17 protein-coding genes are annotated in these 17,082 nt (G+C 47.6%); 4 read left to right on the forward strand and 13 right to left on the reverse strand.

The features are described from left to right. Positions 1 to 19 precede the first annotated feature (19 nt). Complete coding sequence (locus GZ59_RS15820) at positions 20 to 2,236, forward strand: type I secretion system permease/ATPase (RefSeq protein ID WP_039293109.1); 2,217 nt, start codon at positions 20 to 22, stop codon at positions 2,234 to 2,236. Further along, positions 2,223 to 3,584 carry an HlyD family type I secretion periplasmic adaptor subunit gene (locus GZ59_RS15825; protein WP_011094787.1) on the forward strand — a complete coding sequence of 454 codons (1,362 nt, stop codon included), beginning with the start codon at positions 2,223 to 2,225 and terminating at the stop codon, positions 3,582 to 3,584. The genes GZ59_RS15820 and GZ59_RS15825 overlap by 14 nt, the downstream gene beginning before the upstream one ends. Before the next feature lie 42 nt (positions 3,585 to 3,626). On the opposite strand, the gene GZ59_RS15830 is transcribed toward GZ59_RS15825, so the two are convergent. Beyond that, complete coding sequence (locus GZ59_RS15830) at positions 3,627 to 5,141, reverse strand: sensor domain-containing protein (RefSeq protein WP_011094788.1); 1,515 nt, start codon at positions 5,139 to 5,141, stop codon at positions 3,627 to 3,629. A gap of 787 nt (positions 5,142 to 5,928) precedes the next feature. Continuing rightward, entirely contained in the window at positions 5,929 to 6,720 is a 792-nt protein-coding gene (gene pdeH / locus GZ59_RS15835; RefSeq protein WP_011094789.1) for a cyclic-guanylate-specific phosphodiesterase, read from the reverse strand. 471 nt (positions 6,721 to 7,191) lie between these two features. Between pdeH and GZ59_RS15840 the strand changes: the two genes are divergently transcribed. Continuing rightward, complete coding sequence (locus GZ59_RS15840) at positions 7,192 to 7,452, forward strand: YfhL family 4Fe-4S dicluster ferredoxin (protein ID WP_039293116.1); 261 nt, start codon at positions 7,192 to 7,194, stop codon at positions 7,450 to 7,452. Between the two features lie 18 nt (positions 7,453 to 7,470). On the opposite strand, the gene acpS is transcribed toward GZ59_RS15840, so the two are convergent. The 7 genes from acpS to lepA form a co-directional block, all read right to left on the reverse strand. Continuing rightward, a complete protein-coding gene (gene acpS / locus GZ59_RS15845) occupies positions 7,471 to 7,851 on the reverse strand; it encodes a holo-ACP synthase (RefSeq protein WP_011094792.1) in 381 nt (126 codons plus the stop codon). Next, a complete protein-coding gene (pdxJ, locus tag GZ59_RS15850) occupies positions 7,851 to 8,582 on the reverse strand; it encodes a pyridoxine 5'-phosphate synthase (RefSeq protein WP_039293121.1) in 732 nt (243 codons plus the stop codon). Before pdxJ ends, acpS begins: the two co-directional genes overlap by 1 nt. Before the next feature lie 80 nt (positions 8,583 to 8,662). Beyond that, positions 8,663 to 9,400 carry a DNA repair protein RecO gene (recO, locus tag GZ59_RS15855; RefSeq protein WP_011094794.1) on the reverse strand — a complete coding sequence of 246 codons (738 nt, stop codon included), beginning with the start codon at positions 9,398 to 9,400 and terminating at the stop codon, positions 8,663 to 8,665. 11 nt (positions 9,401 to 9,411) lie between these two features. After that, on the reverse strand, positions 9,412 to 10,317 hold the full coding sequence (era, locus tag GZ59_RS15860; protein WP_011094795.1) for a GTPase Era: 906 nt from the start codon (positions 10,315 to 10,317) through the stop codon (positions 9,412 to 9,414). Beyond that, a complete protein-coding gene (rnc, locus tag GZ59_RS15865) occupies positions 10,314 to 10,994 on the reverse strand; it encodes a ribonuclease III (protein ID WP_011094796.1) in 681 nt (226 codons plus the stop codon). The genes era and rnc overlap by 4 nt, the downstream gene beginning before the upstream one ends. A gap of 292 nt (positions 10,995 to 11,286) precedes the next feature. Then, on the reverse strand, positions 11,287 to 12,252 hold the full coding sequence (gene lepB, locus GZ59_RS15870; protein ID WP_039293124.1) for a signal peptidase I: 966 nt from the start codon (positions 12,250 to 12,252) through the stop codon (positions 11,287 to 11,289). Positions 12,253 to 12,268: 16 nt separating this feature from the next. Then, entirely contained in the window at positions 12,269 to 14,068 is a 1,800-nt protein-coding gene (gene lepA / locus GZ59_RS15875) for a translation elongation factor 4 (protein WP_039293127.1), read from the reverse strand. Between lepA and GZ59_RS23590 the strand changes: the two genes are divergently transcribed. Next, a complete protein-coding gene (locus GZ59_RS23590; RefSeq protein ID WP_047710066.1) occupies positions 14,060 to 14,272 on the forward strand; it encodes a hypothetical protein in 213 nt (70 codons plus the stop codon). The two genes, lepA and GZ59_RS23590, sit on opposite strands and share 9 nt — an antisense overlap. A 92-nt stretch (positions 14,273 to 14,364) precedes the next feature. On the opposite strand, the gene rseC is transcribed toward GZ59_RS23590, so the two are convergent. Genes rseC through rpoE form a run of 4 tightly spaced genes read right to left on the reverse strand, consistent with a single transcriptional unit; the run spans position 14,365 to position 17,058 of the window. Beyond that, on the reverse strand, positions 14,365 to 14,817 hold the full coding sequence (rseC, locus tag GZ59_RS15880; protein WP_039293130.1) for a SoxR-reducing system protein RseC: 453 nt from the start codon (positions 14,815 to 14,817) through the stop codon (positions 14,365 to 14,367). Beyond that, a complete protein-coding gene (gene rseB / locus GZ59_RS15885) occupies positions 14,814 to 15,776 on the reverse strand; it encodes a sigma-E factor regulatory protein RseB (protein ID WP_039293134.1) in 963 nt (320 codons plus the stop codon). Before rseB ends, rseC begins: the two co-directional genes overlap by 4 nt. Continuing rightward, positions 15,776 to 16,423, reverse strand: a complete 648-nt coding sequence (gene rseA / locus GZ59_RS15890; RefSeq protein WP_011094801.1) for an anti-sigma-E factor RseA — start codon at positions 16,421 to 16,423, stop codon at positions 15,776 to 15,778. The genes rseB and rseA overlap by 1 nt, the downstream gene beginning before the upstream one ends. 59 nt (positions 16,424 to 16,482) lie before the next feature. Continuing rightward, positions 16,483 to 17,058 (reverse strand): RNA polymerase sigma factor RpoE, encoded by a 576-nt coding sequence (gene rpoE, locus GZ59_RS15895; protein ID WP_005973561.1) that lies wholly within the window; start codon positions 17,056 to 17,058, stop codon positions 16,483 to 16,485. Positions 17,059 to 17,082 lie beyond the last annotated feature (24 nt).

Below are 17,082 nucleotides of genomic sequence, written 5' to 3' on the forward strand. Positions count from 1 at the left end.
TAAGGGAACGTTCAGTTAAATGAAGTTGCATTCAGTAGAAGAGACGAAGGGTTCTGATGAATCGGTCGCCCATGAGTCTATCGTTCATGAACCCATCGTCCATGAAAATAGTGACCCTCGCAGCCGTCACGATGATCCCTTATTGGATAGTTTGCTGATCCTCTGTACCTTGCAGGGGAAATCCGTCAGCCGTACCACACTCACCGCTGGGCTACCATTAGCTAACCAGCGGTTGTCCGTAAAGTTACTCCCAAGAGCCGCTGCACGTGCTGGGTTACAAGGACGCGTTCTCAAGCGTTCTCTGAATAAAATTTCTGAGATGTCGCTCCCTGCAATGCTGCTATTACGGGAAGGAAGAGCGGCGATTCTGTTAGGTTGGAACCCTGACGGTAGTGCACGCCTGATGCCCAGTGAGACAGAAGGCGGAGAAATTTCCGTTGAGCACAATACGCTGCAACAGAATTACCTTGGTTTGGTGATGTTCGCACAGCCTCGCCATCAGTTCGATCTACAGAATCCATCTCTGATTCCTCGCACCAAATCCTGGTTCAAGGATACGCTTAAGCTTTCACGTTCGCTCTATCTCGATGCCATTCTCGCCAGTTTACTGGTGAACATTATCGCGCTTGCCACACCGCTGTTCGTGATGAATGTCTATGACAGGGTCGTGCCTAATCAGTCAACAGCAACATTGTGGGTGCTGGCTATCGGCGTTACCGGTGCTTTTGTTTTCGATTTGATACTCAAAACACTGCGCGGCATTTGTCTCGATATGGCGGGAAAAAAAACCGATCTGATCATTTCAGCTACGTTATTTGAACGTATTACCGGTATGTCGATGAAGGCTCGGCCAGCACGTGTCGGTAGCTTTGCACAAAATATCCATGAATTTCAGTCGCTCAGAGATTTTCTTTCTTCACTGACGCTGACGACGCTGATCGATTTTCCTTTTACGCTGCTTCTGCTGTTGGTTATCGGCATCATCGGCGGCCCACTGGTCTGGGTTTCCATACTGGCCTACCCGATTGCCCTCTTGGCGAGTTGGGCGATGCAAAAACCGCTGTCCGCTACGATCGAGAAAACGATGCACCTTGCCAGTGAACGGCAGGCTACGTTGATCGAAACGTTGAGCTGTCTGGATGCGATCAAGGTCAACAATGCGGAAAGCGAACGGCAGCACCAGTGGGAACAGACGATTGGCAGCCTAAGCAAGCTGGAAATGCGGGTGAAGGCGCTATCCTCACTGGCGGTGAACCTGACGCAGTGGTTCCAGCAATTTGCTGGCGTTGCCATGATTGTCGTCGGTGTCTATATGCTGATTAACGGCAAACTCAGCATGGGTGGACTTATTGCCTGTTACATGTTGAACGGCAGAGCGCTCATGCCTTTAGGCCAACTGTCTGGCTTGGTCAGCCGTTACCAGCAGGCACGTTTAACGATGCAAACGACTGAACAGATGATGCAGCTACCGCAAGAACGTAGCGATAACGAACGCCCACTAAAGCGCGAAAGCATCCGAGGTGGTATCGAGTTTCGCGATGTGACGTTCAATTATCCAGAACAAAAAACCAGTTCGCTGCAAAGCATCAGCCTGACTATCGCTCCCGGCGAGAAAGTGGGCGTCATTGGCCGCAGCGGCTCCGGTAAAAGTTCGCTACAAAAGCTGATCGTGAATCTCTATCAGCCGGATGCGGGCAATATTCTGATCGATGGTGTCGATGCCCGTCAGTTGGATGTCAGCGATTTGCGCCACAATATTGGCTATGTTCCTCAGGATATTCAGTTATTCAGCGGATCGCTGCGCAATAACCTCATTAGCGGCGCACGCTATGTCGAAGACGAAGCTATGTTGCGAGCCGCCGAAATTTCTGGGGTGAACGAGTTTGCACGTCTGCACCCCGATGGTTACAACCTTCAGGTTGGCGAACGCGGTCAACAACTCTCCGGCGGGCAGCGTCAGGCTGTCGCAATAGCCAGGGCGCTGTTGCTCGATCCGCCGATTCTGGTGCTCGATGAACCCACAAGTTCGATGGATAACACCAGCGAAGATCGACTAAAGCAGGCTCTGGCCCCCGTGATTGCGGAGAAAACGCTCTTGCTGGTCACCCATCGGGTTTCCATGCTGGCGCTGGTCGATCGTTTAGTGATTGTCGACAGAGGTAAAATTATTGCTGATGGGCCGAAAGCGATCGTGATGGACGCGTTGAAGAAGGGGCAGATCAATGCGTCTCGGTAAATATATCAAACGAATCAAACGATATTTTGTCGGCGGAGACGAAGAAAGCCTGCAAACGATGCCAGAAGTGAGCCGGGCAATGGCTGAGGATTCGCCACGCTCTATTCGCTTCACGCTATGGGCTATCGGTGCTTTTTTTCTATTTTTCATCCTGTGGGCCGGGCTTGCGAATATTGATGAAGTCACTCGGGGCGATGGGAAAGCGATCCCTTCTTCTCGGCTACAAAAAATCCAAAATCTGGAAGGTGGCATTGTCACAGAAGTGTTCATCCGTGAGGGTCAGGTGGTTAATGCAGGCGACCCTTTACTGCGCCTTGATGATACGCGTTTTGCTTCTAACGTCGGTGAAACCGAAGCCGATCGGCTTGCGCTACTGTCACGAATTGAGCGCCTGACTGCCGAAATCAGCGGTCAGGAGTTAGTGCTTTCAGAAGAAATTACGACGCAAGCACCTAAAGTTGCGGCAGGAGAAAAAGAGCTTTATAACAGCCGCCGTCAGCAGCTTCATAATGAGATATCCGGCTTGGAAGAGCAGTTGATTCAGCGCCGTCAGGAACTGAGGGATTTCTCTGCCAAAGAGATTCAGTTCCGCAATAGTCTAGGCCTGCTTCAGCAAGAAATTAAAATGTCAGAACCGCTGATCGCAGAAGGCGCCATTTCTAAAGTAGAAGTTTTACGCCTGCGCCGTGCTGAAGTCGAAACCCGTGGTCAGCTTGATTCTATCAAACTCTCCATACCACGGGCGGAGTCCGCGACTAAAGAGAGCGAGAATAAAATAGAGGAAACGCGCAGCCGCTATAGAAGCGAAGCGTTATCTCAGCTCAGCGAAGCACAAACTAACCTAAACAAAATTGAAGCCACGGGTAAAGCACTCGAAGATCGCGTAAACCGAACGCTGGTTGTGTCTCCTGTTCGCGGTATCGTGCAGCAGGTTTTGGTGAATACCATCGGTGGAGTGATTCAACCGGGTAGTGATCTGGTGGAAATTGTTCCGCTGGATGACAAATTGTTAGTCGAAGCTAAAATTCGCCCTCAGGATATTGCCTTTTTGCACCCAGGTCAGGATGCCATAATAAAATTGACAGCCTATGACTACACCATCTACGGCGGTTTAAAAGGTCAGTTGGAACAAATTAGCCCAGACACTGTAACGGATAAAGAAGGGAACAGTTTTTATATTATTCGGCTGCGGACTGATAAGAATTATTTAGGTTCAGCCGATAAACCCCTTCTTATCATTCCTGGTATGGTGGCCTCTGTTGATATAATAACGGGAAAGAAAACCATCCTCAGTTATTTGTTAAAGCCGATTATTCGCGCAAAAGCAGAAGCACTACGAGAAAGATAATAAAAAGGCGCTCAACTGAGCGCCCTTTTTCTATTCTATTTGTTAATGATCGTTCATGCTGTGATAAATCTGAGTTTGACTCCGCCCCATAGCTTTAGCCTGATACATGGCAGAATCGGCATTAATTGCCAACGTCAGAGAGTCGGAACCGTGCTCTGGGTACAGAGCAATACCGATACTGCATGATATATCAAGCATTTTACCATTGATCTCAAAAGGTTTATTCAACGCGTTATGAATTTTATCTGCGACATAAAGTGTATTATCAATTTCTTTAATGCCCTGAAGCAGAATAATGAATTCATCACCGCTACGGCGATATACCGTATCTGAATCCCTAACCGCACCACGCATACGTGCAGCGGCTTCTTTTAATAGCAAATCTCCGACAGCATGTCCGAATGAATCGTTTATCTGTTTAAATTTATCGAGATCCAAGAACATCAGCGCAATTTTCCTGCCTGTTTGTTTGGATAACAAAATCGCCTGTTCCATTTGCTCGGCGAACGTCAGGCCGTTAGCCAATGATGTTAATGAGTCATAGTGCGCCAGTTGCCGATAGTGTTCCTCGCTGCGCCGCAGCATATCGATGGCATGATAGCGCTCAATGGCGATCGCAATCAGCTGTGCCGATTTCTCTATAGAGAAAATTTCGTCTTCGGTCGGCACATACACTTTGCGGTGGTAAACACTTAAAACACCTAATATTTCTTTGTTCTGCCCGATGATAGGTTCAGACCAACAGGAACGCAGCCCGGCATATAATGCAAGCCCTTTGTACAGCGACCAATGCGGATGAACTGAGATATCATCAGCGACTACGCGTTTACCGGTATAAGCCGCGGTCCCAAAAGAAGCGACACCATCGGCAATTTTCACGTTGTGAATGGCATTTTTATAAAAACCCGGCAGGCTCGGCGCAGATCCAAGCGTCAGACATTTCTTGTCTTTATCGACTAGCAGTACAGAACAGACAATTCGGCCAGGATTTTTTTCCTCAACGCTGAAAATGATCGCATCCAGGATATCCTTCAGCGGCGCACCGCTTGATAACAGCTCTAGCGCACGATTGTATGAATTATCATGATGCTCCTGTGATTTTCGCTCCGTAATATCTAATTTAATGCCGACATACTGGGTCGTGTTACTCGCCTTATTATATATTTTAACGATATTGGCCTTTTCCCAATACAACTGCCCATCTTTACGTCGGTTAACGAACTCACCACTCCAAACATTACCTTTATTTATGGTAGCCCACAGATCTTCATAGACGCTGGCATTGGTCATGCCAGAGTTTAATATATTCGTTTTTTTACCAATAACCTCATCCGGCATATAGCCAGACATGGTAATAAACTGACGATTTACATAAATAATTTCACAATTTTCATCTGCGATCATAATTGAGGCAGGACTATATTCCATTGCAAAGAAAGTCATGTTGAGAAAATCTTGTTTTTTCTGCTCAGTTTTAAACTTTTGTTTAATTTTTCTATTTTTTACAGAAGAAAACAATAACAGTAGCAATAGTAGGGTTATTATAATTTCATACACAATAACACTCTCCTCAGGCCCGGGTGGTCCTGATCGTACAAATCACAACGCTGATGACGAAAAATCTCGGTAACAAACCCCCACCCCGTAGATTTTCAGGGTTGGTGCATTTCCGGAGAGCAGAAAGGATGAAAGAAAAAACGCTCCATGAAGCAGGAGTATTTAGAAACATAGCAACGTCAGCATAAAGCCCTCGCATATCACTGTGCGCAAATAAAAACAGCAAATTCAAAAGAGTATCTTAATTTAATAGTAGTAATTGTTCGGGTTATAAGCTTCTCTAATGGAATAAAAGAATATTCCTAAAGGTACATAGCAATATATTCTGAACGTCAATTTTTTGTAAGCAAATCAATTATACCAATAAGTATCATTGTTTTAATCAACAAAATCTATCACAAAATGATTTTTGATCGTTAACAGTAAACATTATATTTTTTTACCATTAAAAATCAAATAATTAAAAGAAAAAAATAAAATCATTAACGCAAACCTCCGATTATATATGTCATAATTTGATGCAAAATCCGCAGCCCTCCTTTCTTTAGCCTCTTTAAAATTAAACACCGTCATAACAAATAAAATAAGAATCAAATAACAAAAATAAAACAAAAAACAGCATTTTACTTTGTCACCTAGAGGAAAAATCAAAATACTTTAGTTGCGTTTTTTTTATACAAAAATGAAACGTTAGGGAATATAATGAATTGATATGGCGAAGGGCGAGCGGGGAACCGATAGCAGTACGTTAATAAGTAAAGTGATAGCCTAAACAACAGGTTATCACCTATAGTTCAGGCTTCAATGCTTCAAAATTCTCAAATGGCTGGGGACGCGAGAGGTAGTAACCTTGGGCGGCATAAGCATGTGATGCCTGAACAATCGCCCATTCCTCCTGTGTTTCAATTCCCTCAATCACCACATAATTGCAAAAGCGCGATAGTAAAGCGATCAGAGCAGGAAAAACGGTCCGACCCTCACTACTTTGTTGTAGGAGAATAAAAAGCTCACGCGCCACTTTGATACAGTCATACTGAGCCAGCATAAGTGATGAAAAATTCGCCATACCGCAGCCAAAATCATCCAGCCACAAGGTTTGTGCTTCAGGGAGCTTGGTTAATATTTCTTTCGGCAGCCCTCCCTGATTTTCGACCATTTCAAAACGAATCCAGGGCATCGCTGCGATCAGGCGCTTGGCTTCCAAATTATTCTGTAACGCCAGTAACGTCATGCCATCAATGTTGACAGAGGCAAAAAGATCGTCGCGAATAAATCGAAAATTCCACTGAGATAAAAGTTGCAGTTGTTCTACAATAATTAGAAGGCGGGTTTCAACATCAATATTTGCGAAGTATTTTTCAGGAGAGATAAATTTTTGCGGCAGGGTAGGAGAAAAAACGGAAGTCAGTAACTCAATAGCCATTAATTTACCTGATGTTCGGTAAATGGGCTGAAAAGTATACCGCCGTTGGCATTGGTGCCAGTAATCAGCGCCTAATGCTTCAGCGCTTCCCTGTTGGAAAAATCCTGCCCCAACCAGATTAAGATGACCTTCCTGCTGCACTATGAGTTCCGCCATTAAACTGACACTATTAGTTATAAAATTATATCATATGGACATGCACCGTCATTGACTCTCCAGATGCAAACGTCATCGGTAATACCAATTAAATCGATGTCCATCGATATTACAAAAATAAGTGGTTCAATATCACAACTAAATTTATTTAAATTGTAAATCAATAAATTAAAACCCAATAAACACAGTCGCACTGGCTGATTGATACAGTCTAAAGCATACGTATAAAACCAATTTAACGAACAGATGGTAATTTTACCCTGTAACCTCACTATTTATGCAGCCAATAGGTTGCATGCTGAAGATCTCCGAAAACACAAAAAACTCACAGTAAGATGCTTCGAAAGAGAGGTGCGTTGAAGACAACAGGGGGGCAGTCGACAATATATTATCGATCAATAACTGTTACGCGTGTCTAAACGGGCATCAGCGGGTATAATCTGCGCCCTGTTTGTAAGGTAGAAGAACATCATGGCGTTACTCATCACCCATAAATGCATCAACTGTGACATGTGCGAGCCTGAGTGCCCTAATCAGGCCATCTCCATGGGCATGGACATTTATGAAATAGATACCACTCTCTGTACTGAGTGCGTTGGCCACTACGATACGCCTACATGTCAGAAAGTTTGTCCCATCGACAATACGATCGTCAAAGATCCAAACCATGTTGAAGGGAATGAGCAGCTGTGGGAAAAATATGTGCTAATGCACCACGCCGACAGGATTTGAGAATCCATTGACGAACGGTCAGCTTTCGATAATCACCGTCGCACAGGCATAGCGTCTTTCATCAGCCAGTGTCACATGTACATGTCTGACACCCATCTGTTCAGCCAACTCTGCCGCTTTAGCAAAAAACCGCAGACAGGGTTTACCCAGTTCATCATTAAAGACTTCAAACTGGTTGAACGCGAGCCCGTTGCGAATCCCCGTACCGAACGCTTTTGCTGCCGCTTCTTTCACGGCAAAACGCTTGGCGAGGAAACGGACAGGCTGCTGGTGCTGCTGATAATGCGCCCATTCAGCATCCGTCAGAATACGGCGAGCCAATCGCTCGCCTGAACGTTCAATCACAACCTCGATACGGGCGATTTCGACAATATCCGTTCCTAGCCCAAGAATCGCCATCAGCGGCGTGCTTCCCGCATCAGACTCTTCATTTCGGCAACCGCATCCTTCAGCCCGCTTATCACCGCACGCCCGATTATCGCATGCCCGATGTTTAATTCGTGCATTTCCGGCAGCGCCGCAATAGGCAGGACATTATGGTACGTCAAACCGTGACCGGCATTAACTTTGAGCCCTTTCGCCGCTGCGTAAGTCGCAGCATCACGAATGCGCTCGAACTCATGCTGACGAGTTTCATCATCTGGCGCATCAGCATACGCCCCAGTATGGATTTCGATATAGGGCGCACCGCTGGCAACGGCGGCATCAATTTGCCGTTTATCCGCATCAATAAAGAGCGAAACCAGTATGTTAGCCTGGCTAAGTCTGGCTACTGCGTTACCAATTTTGTCCTGCTGCCCTGCCACATCTAACCCGCCTTCTGTTGTCACTTCCTGGCGTTTTTCCGGTACCAGACAGCAAAAATGCGGCTTCACTTCACAGGCGATGTTCAGCATTTCTTCCGTGACGGCCATTTCCAGATTCATACGGGTTTGGAGTGTCTCTCTCAGGATCCGCACATCACGATCCGTAATATGGCGACGATCTTCACGCAAATGCACAGTGATACCATCCGCTCCCGCCTGCTCGGCGACAAAAGCCGCCTGAACGGGGTCGGGATACGGTGTTCCACGTGCATTACGCAGTGTCGCAATGTGATCGATATTAACGCCAAGCAACAGTTCAGCCATGATAAATCCTCGGTAAAGTCATGCACGGTACGTGGCAGTTTACACCGATGTCACAGCGTCAGGGTACTGACGAAAGGGGATTATTTATCAGAAGAAGTGGGTTTGGACAAATTAGCAGCAGGAACGAACTGTCGGAACAGTTCACGACTTTTCAGCGGTTTTCCACCCAGATACGGCTTTAACGCGATGCGGGTGAAACGCTTTGCTGCCTTCAGTGTGCCAACATCAGGAAATTCACGCGACGCCAGTGAATGTAACTCATGCCCGGTAAAACTTTTATTATCGACAACCAAACTGGCAGTAAACCCTCTTTCCTCTCGATACTGATAGGTCATGGTATCTGCCACGGGTTCACCGCTGCCAGCACAATGCAAGAAATCAACGCCGTATCCCAAATAGCCCAATAACGCTAACTCAAAGCGCCTTAATGCCGGTTCTGGAGAAGCATCCTGTGCAGCAAGATGTTGTAAACAGTGGAGATAATCGAAGAAAAGAGCGGAATAATTGGTTTCATGTTCCAGCACGCGAGCCAGCAGTTCGTTAACGTATAAACCGCTATACAGCATCGAGCCAGTCAGTGGCAGCGCCAGCGAGACGGGCTCCGCACTGCGTAACGTTTTCACTTCACCCCGCCCGCTCCAACGCACCAGCAACGGAGTGAAAGGCTGTAAACAACCTTTCAGGCTAGAACGGCGAGCTCGTGCGCCTTTGGCAAGCACACGAACACGACCATCGCTTTCACTAAACAGATCCAGCAATAAACTAGTTTCACTATAAGGTCGCCCATGTAAGACAAATGCGCGTTGCCAGCCTTCCATCGGCGTGAACCTTACAAGTCTTCGCTATAACCCAAGCTACGCAGGGCACGTTCGTCATCTGCCCAGCCGGATTTCACTTTGACCCACAGCTCAAGGTGCACTTTGGCCTCGAACATCTCTTCCATATCCTGACGAGATTCGATACCAATAGTTTTAATCTTGGAACCTTTGTTGCCAATGACCATCTTCTTCTGGCCTTCACGTTCAACCAGAATCAGGCCATTGATGTCATAACCGCCGCGTTCGTTAGTCACAAAACGTTCGATTTCGACCGTTACGGAATATGGTAATTCTTCACCCAGAAAACGCATCAGCTTTTCACGGATAATTTCCGATGCCATAAAACGCTGTGAACGATCGGTGATGTAGTCTTCTGGGAAGTGATGCGTTGCTTGTGGTAAGTGCTTACGCACAATGCTGGCAATCGTATCAACATTCGAGCCCTTCTCCGCAGAGATCGGGACGACATCAAGGAAGTCCATCTGTTGGCTGAGGAACTGGATGTGCGGCAGTAACTTGGTTTTATCCGTGACGTTATCGACTTTATTGATCGCCAACAGCACAGGAAGTTTCTGATCGCGCAGTTTATTCAACACCATGTCATCGTCGTCGTTCCAGTGTGTACCTTCAACAACGAAAATGATCAGCTCAACGTCCCCCATCGAACTGCTAGCTGCACGATTCATCAGGCGGTTAATCGCCCGTTTTTCTTCAATATGCAGCCCCGGCGTATCCACATAGATAGCCTGATAAGGCCCTTCAGTGTGAATACCCATAATGCGGTGCCGCGTCGTCTGGGGCTTACGTGACGTAATAGAGATCTTCTGCCCCAGTAATTGATTCAATAACGTCGATTTTCCGACATTGGGTCGACCAACAATCGCGACAAAACCGCAGTGTGTCTGTACTTCGCTCATTCAAGCTCCAGTTTTTTCAACGCTTGTTCAGCCGCAGCCTGTTCGGCTTTACGACGACTCGATCCAGTGCCAATGACCGACTCACTAAAGCCGCTCACCTGACAGTGGATAGTAAATTCCTGATCGTGTGCTTCCCCACGAACCTGCACCACCAGATAGGTTGGCAAAGGTAAGTGGCGCCCTTGCAGAAATTCCTGCAACCGCGTTTTTGGATCTTTTTGCTTATCGCCAGGACTGATTTCATCCAGACGCGTTTGATACCAATTCAGGATCAAACGTTCGATATTCAGGATGTCACTGTCGAGGAAAATACCACCAATCAGCGCTTCGACCGTATCAGCCAAGATCGATTCACGACGGAAACCACCGCTTTTTAATTCGCCGGGACCGAGGCGCAAGCACTCTCCCAGTTCGAATTCACGCGCGATTTCGGCCAGGGTATTTCCCCGCACCAGCGTCGCCCGCATCCGGCTCATATCCCCTTCATCAACTTTGGGGAAACGGTCATACAGCGCATTGGCGATCACAAAACTCAGGATGGAGTCACCCAGGAATTCAAGCCTTTCATTATGTTTGCTGCTGGCGCTACGATGCGTCAACGCCTGTAACAAAAGCTCGTACTGCTGAAAAGTATAGCCCAGCTTTCTTTGTAAACGATTTATCAGGATGGGATTCATGTGTTACCAATAGATCAACGATGCGTCAAAAACAGCAGCATACGGAACAGCCCTGCTTACCAACTCGGTCAAAACTGTTTCGTTTGCATTGGCTCCCATAAGGGAGCCTGCCTTTCTGCCCGTCATACTTCGCGTTGCATGTTCGTTAGCGTGGTTCAAACGATAACGTTTTATCCTGCAATTTGTATTATTTAGGGCACGTTCTTTCAAAAAGAACATTTCAGAAAATATTCTACAACGGACAGCATCAGAATGCTGCCTGTATCTTATTTTGATCAATGCTTACTTTTGATTAATGAATACCACCGATGCGACTCAAACGTACACCGGTAGGCCATTCACCTTCCTGTTTCTCAAAACTCATCCAGATAGCGGTGGCTTTACCGACCAGATTTCTCTCCGGTACAAAGCCCCAATAGCGACTATCCAGACTGTTGTCTCGGTTATCACCCATCATGAAGTAGTGCCCTGCCGGGACAACCCATGTCGCAAGCTGCTGCTGCGATTGCTGATAATAACCACCAAGCTGATCCTGCTGGCCCGGTACTAACAAAATATTATGTGTGACATTGCCTAATGACTCTTTGCGCGCACCCATGCGAGTGCCATCTACACTGTTGTCATTGGCAGGCACCTGATAGAAACCGCCACGCGATTCCCCCCCAGGCTGATTGAAGGTCTGAACAAAGTCGCTAGGTTGCACATTACTATATGTGACCGCCAATGCCGTATCACATGCCTGCAGCCCCTGACAGGATGGACGAATCGTGACCTGCTTGGTAATCGGGTTATAGCTAACGCGATCGCCCGGTACACCAACCACGCGCTTGATAAAGTCCACTTTAGGATCGGACGGATATTTAAACACCACCACGTCTCCACGCTTCGGATGCCCCGTTTCGATCAGCGTCTTTTGCGTGAAGGGTTCTTTAATGCCATAGGCAAATTTTTCCACCAGAATAAAATCACCGATCAACAGCGTCGGCATCATCGAACCGGATGGAATTTGAAACGGCTCATAAATAAAAGAGCGCACAACCAATACCAGAGCAACGACAGGGAATACGGATGCTATCGTCTCAATCCAGCCTGGTTGTTCAATGGCTTTCGATGAAATCGCTCCATCGGCCAGATCGGCACCGCTCATAGCGGCAAATTTTTTCCGACGAGCGGGTTCCCAAACGAAGCGCTCTAAACACCAGACAATCCCCGTGACCAGCGTCACTAATGCCAGAATTACGGCAAACATATTGGCCATGCCAACTCCTCAGAATTTATTTACTGTCTTTGCCGACGTGCAGAATTGCCAGAAACGCTTCTTGCGGCAGCTCGACGTTACCGACCTGCTTCATACGCTTCTTACCGTCTTTCTGTTTCTGCAACAGTTTCTTCTTACGGCTGACGTCGCCACCATAACACTTGGCCAGTACGTTTTTACGCAATTGCTTAACCGTCGCACGCGCAATAATGTGGTTACCAATCGCAGCCTGAATCGCAATATCAAACTGCTGACGTGGAATGAGTTCTTTCATTTTTTCGACAAACTCACGGCCACGATATTGTGAGTTATCACGGTGAGTAATCAGGGTCAATGCATCGACGCGCTCGTTGTTGATTAATACATCAACGCGCACCATGTCCGATGTCTGGAAACGTTTGAAGCCGTAATCCAGCGATGCATAACCACGAGAGGTTGATTTCAGACGGTCAAAGAAATCGAGCACCACCTCGGCCATCGGGATCTCATAGGTCAATGCAACCTGATTACCGTGATACACCATATTCGTCTGCACGCCGCGCTTCTCAATACAGAGCGTAATCACGTTACCCAGATATTCCTGAGGCATCAGCATGTGACACTCGGCAATCGGTTCGCGCAGTTCCTGAATATTATTCAGCGGCGGCAGTTTAGACGGGCTATCGACATAAATGGTTTCTTTAGCCGTCGTTTCTACTTCATACACTACCGTCGGTGCCGTGGTGATCAGTTCCAGATCGTACTCACGCTCCAGACGTTCCTGAATGATCTCCATGTGCAGCAGACCTAGGAAACCACAGCGGAAACCAAAGCCCAGCGCGGTAGAACTTTCCGGTTCATAGAACAGAGAGGCATCATTAAGACTCAGCTTGCCTAACGCGTCACGGAATGCTTCATAATCGTCGGAACTGATCGGGAACAAACCGGCATAGACCTGAGGTTTGACTTTTTTGAAGCCTGGCAGCGCTTTTTCAGCTGGCTGACGTGCCAGTGTCAGGGTATCCCCGACTGGCGCACCCAAAATATCTTTGATGGCGCACACCAGCCAGCCTACTTCACCGCAATTCAATACATCGCGGTCAATCTGCTTCGGTGTAAAAATACCGAGACGGTCGGCGTTATACACCTGACCCGTACTCATCACCTTAATTTTGTCGCCTTTGCGCATCGTGCCGTTTTTGATACGAACCAGCGACACAACGCCAAGGTAGTTATCAAACCAGGAGTCGATAATCAGCGCTTGCAACGGCGCATCAGGGCTGCCTTCCGGCGGCGGAATATCACGCACCAAACGATCCAGAATATCTGGCACGCCAACCCCTGTTTTCGCGGAGCAGCGCACAGCATCAGTGGCATCGATACCAACGATATCTTCAATTTCTTGAGCAACACGATCCGGGTCAGCTGCAGGCAGGTCAATCTTGTTTAGGACCGGCACCACTTCCAGATTCATATCCAACGCGGTATAACAGTTAGCCAACGTTTGAGCTTCAACACCCTGCCCGGCATCAACAACAAGCAGCGCACCTTCACAGGCGGCAAGCGAGCGGGAAACCTCATAAGAGAAGTCTACGTGCCCAGGCGTATCAATGAAGTTTAACTGGTAGGTTTGGCCGTCCTGCGATTTATAATCCAGCGTCACGCTTTGCGCTTTAATCGTTATTCCGCGTTCACGTTCCAGATCCATGGAATCCAGAACCTGCGCAGCCATTTCACGTTCGGTTAATCCGCCGCAGATCTGGATAATACGGTCAGATAACGTCGATTTACCGTGGTCGATATGGGCAATAATGGAGAAATTTCGTATATGCTTCATTATAAAAATTTTTCTACCTTGATATTCCTGAAATTCTTGCCCATGGGCATGCGCATAGGTGAAAACAGCAGCGATGTTATTCCACCTGAATCGCAGCATTCTACATGCGAGAAGCGTGAAAACCTAGTCATGTCCGGTGCATTCCCCTTGATTATGACGGTTTTATTTGGAATAGCAGAACAACAAGAGGAAAGCAGGAAGTAAAGTGTCATTACGTGGCAAACATCATGTTGAAAGATAACAAAATAGCGAACAGTGTCTCCACATTGCGCGCCATTGATGCTCAGGCACACAGATCAATTTTGTAAGAGAGTGCCAGGCAACGCAATTTGCAGGATAACAGGCTCATAACGCTTATTCTTACCTAACCGCTTTGCCCACAGCTTCACGCCGATAAACGCTAATCCGCCGCCCAACAACGCACCAATAACAGCAGCCAAATCGGTACCGAATAGCGTTTGGAATATCGCAGCCCCAAACAGCAACCCAACCAGCGGAACGAAATAAACCAGAGCGGCAGAAAGCAATAGCCGCCCTTCGGAAATACCCAATTCCACCTTTTGTCCGATCTCTAAAGGTCGATCGTAAGGGACATACAGCGTATTTTCAGCGGAAAGCCCGAGCTGGCTTAACAAGCCCGTTCCACACGACGAGCGGGATTTACAACTGCCACATCCCGCACTCGGCTCACACCGCAGCTCTGCGATTCCATCCTGCCATGATACAACCGTTGCCCACTCTTTGATCATGGCTCAGCCTTCAAGACGATACTGTCAGCCACGCGCTTAGCGGTAGAGGGAGGAATATCACCGACAACGGTAATCTCGCGATTTCCCCGCATGACGGTATGAATAGAGCGTCGCCCCGTGAGCAGAGACTGTTCCTCACTCACATCAGAAGACGGGCTAATATTAATCGAGAAACTGAACAAACCGTCGCTGTACAGACGTGTTTCAATCGGAATAGACGAACCGGGCAATACTTTTTTATTGTACGAAAGTGCTTTCATCCCCGCAGGCAACCATTCTGGCTCCCAGGTAAAATCACCTTTTTCAGCGGCAGGCGTGGGTAACACGGGAGGCAGTTTGATCCCTTCCAGCGGACGCATCACGCTAACGACATCATCGTCAACAATCAGCGATGTCGTTAAGAATTGCTCCAACCGTTTGTCGCCATTACGATCCTGTAAATCAATGCGCAAGGGAAGTTTCGATTCCGCATCAATCCACACCATGTAACTGTAGCGCGTGCCATCACGAGAAATGACCCGAATCCCTGATGCCAGACGATCGGCAATGCGCACCCTTCCGTCGGCGGGAATAAAGTCATAATAAGGCGATAATTTCTGGAAATCAGCGAAAACCAGAGAAGGGAAAGAATCGACAATATGATCGCTGGCGAGAGTAAATGGCTCAAAACCGGGATCGAAATAGCTGACCTCATTACCACGCTGCACGATCTCGCGTCGCGGCCCGTCCATAAACAGCAGCTGCGCCAAGGAACGATTGTTGACTACGGCATGACGATACCGTACCGACTCAAATCCTTGCAGGGTGATGTTGATAAATGAAACTTCGTAATTCAGAGAACGAACTGCGCTATTCATCTGCTGCAGCAACGCGCCCGGCTCAACATTCTGAGCCGGGGCGAACGTAGAATAAAACAGACTGCCAATCAGAAAACAGGCGGCGGACCAAACACGCTTCATTACCGTGACTGTGTTCCTAATGATTGAGTGCCGGGAACCTGAATTGCCGCTTGCTGGTCGTCCTGCGGCAGAGCGTGTTCGGCATGTAGCCGACGCTGTAATTCGTAGTCCTGCAAAATGGCGTTAAGCCGGTTACGCTGAATATCAGATTTCTGTTGGCCGCTGTGAGGGGCAATATTTTCTGACGGCACGCCCAAGCTCACAGGAGAAGCGGTACCCATGGCAGGTAAGGTACTGAACACGCCGGATTCAACAACATGCTCAGGTGCATTACCCTGTTGGTAATTTTGTACGCCGACGATTACCGCTAAAGATACGCAGGCTGCGACACCGACTTGCGTCAGTTGGCTACCCCACGGACGGATTTTGTGCCAGAAAGGCATTTTCGTCCACTCGACAGGTTGTGGCTGAGATTCAGGCTGCGTTTGTGGAACCAGACGAACAGGTTCTTTTTCGATTGCAGCGGCAACACGAGAAGCGATGTCCAGGTGAATCACGTTTTCACTGATATCGCCACGCAACGTATCACGAATTAGATGATAACTTTGCCAACTTTGCTGCAACGCGTCATCACGTGACAATGCGCCTAACAGTTCGGAATCTACTGCTTCGCCATCCATTAAAGCGGAAAGTTTCTCTTTCTGCATACCGACACCCTTACCTTGTCAAATCCATCATTAGTCATGCGGATAGCTGGAAACGCTAGCTAGCGCTGAATAAGCGGTTGTACTTTATTATCAATAGCTTCCCGCGCTCGGAAAATACGAGAACGAACAGTGCCGACGGGACAATCCATAATCACGGCAATCTCTTCGTAGCTTAAACCGTCCAACTCACGCAGCGTAATCGCTAAACGTAAATCTTCCGGTAAAGACTCGATAGTTCGGAAAACTATGCTTCGTAATTCCTCTGACAACATTAAATTCTCAGGGTTCGATATTTCTTTCAGTGCGCCCGCATTTTCATAGTTTTCTGCGTCATTGGCATCAATGTCGCTGGAAGGCGGGCGGCGGCCCTGAGCTACCAGATAATTCTTGGCCGTATTCACTGCAATACGATACAGCCACGTATAGAACGCACTATCGCCACGGAATGATTCTAACGCGCGATACGCTTTAATAAACGATTCCTGTACCACATCCGGCACGTCCCCTTGTGGAACATACCGCGATACCAGGCTCGCTACCTTATGCTGATAACGAACGACCAACAAGTTAAACGATTTTTGATCGCCTTTTTGGACTCGCTCGACCAGAACCTGATCTGCCAGTTGCTCGCTCATCCGAGGTAATCTCTACTCAAACCG

Origin of the sequence: Pectobacterium atrosepticum, from assembly GCF_000740965.1 — a bacterium.
GTDB classification, from domain to species: Bacteria; Pseudomonadota; Gammaproteobacteria; order Enterobacterales; family Enterobacteriaceae; genus Pectobacterium; species Pectobacterium atrosepticum.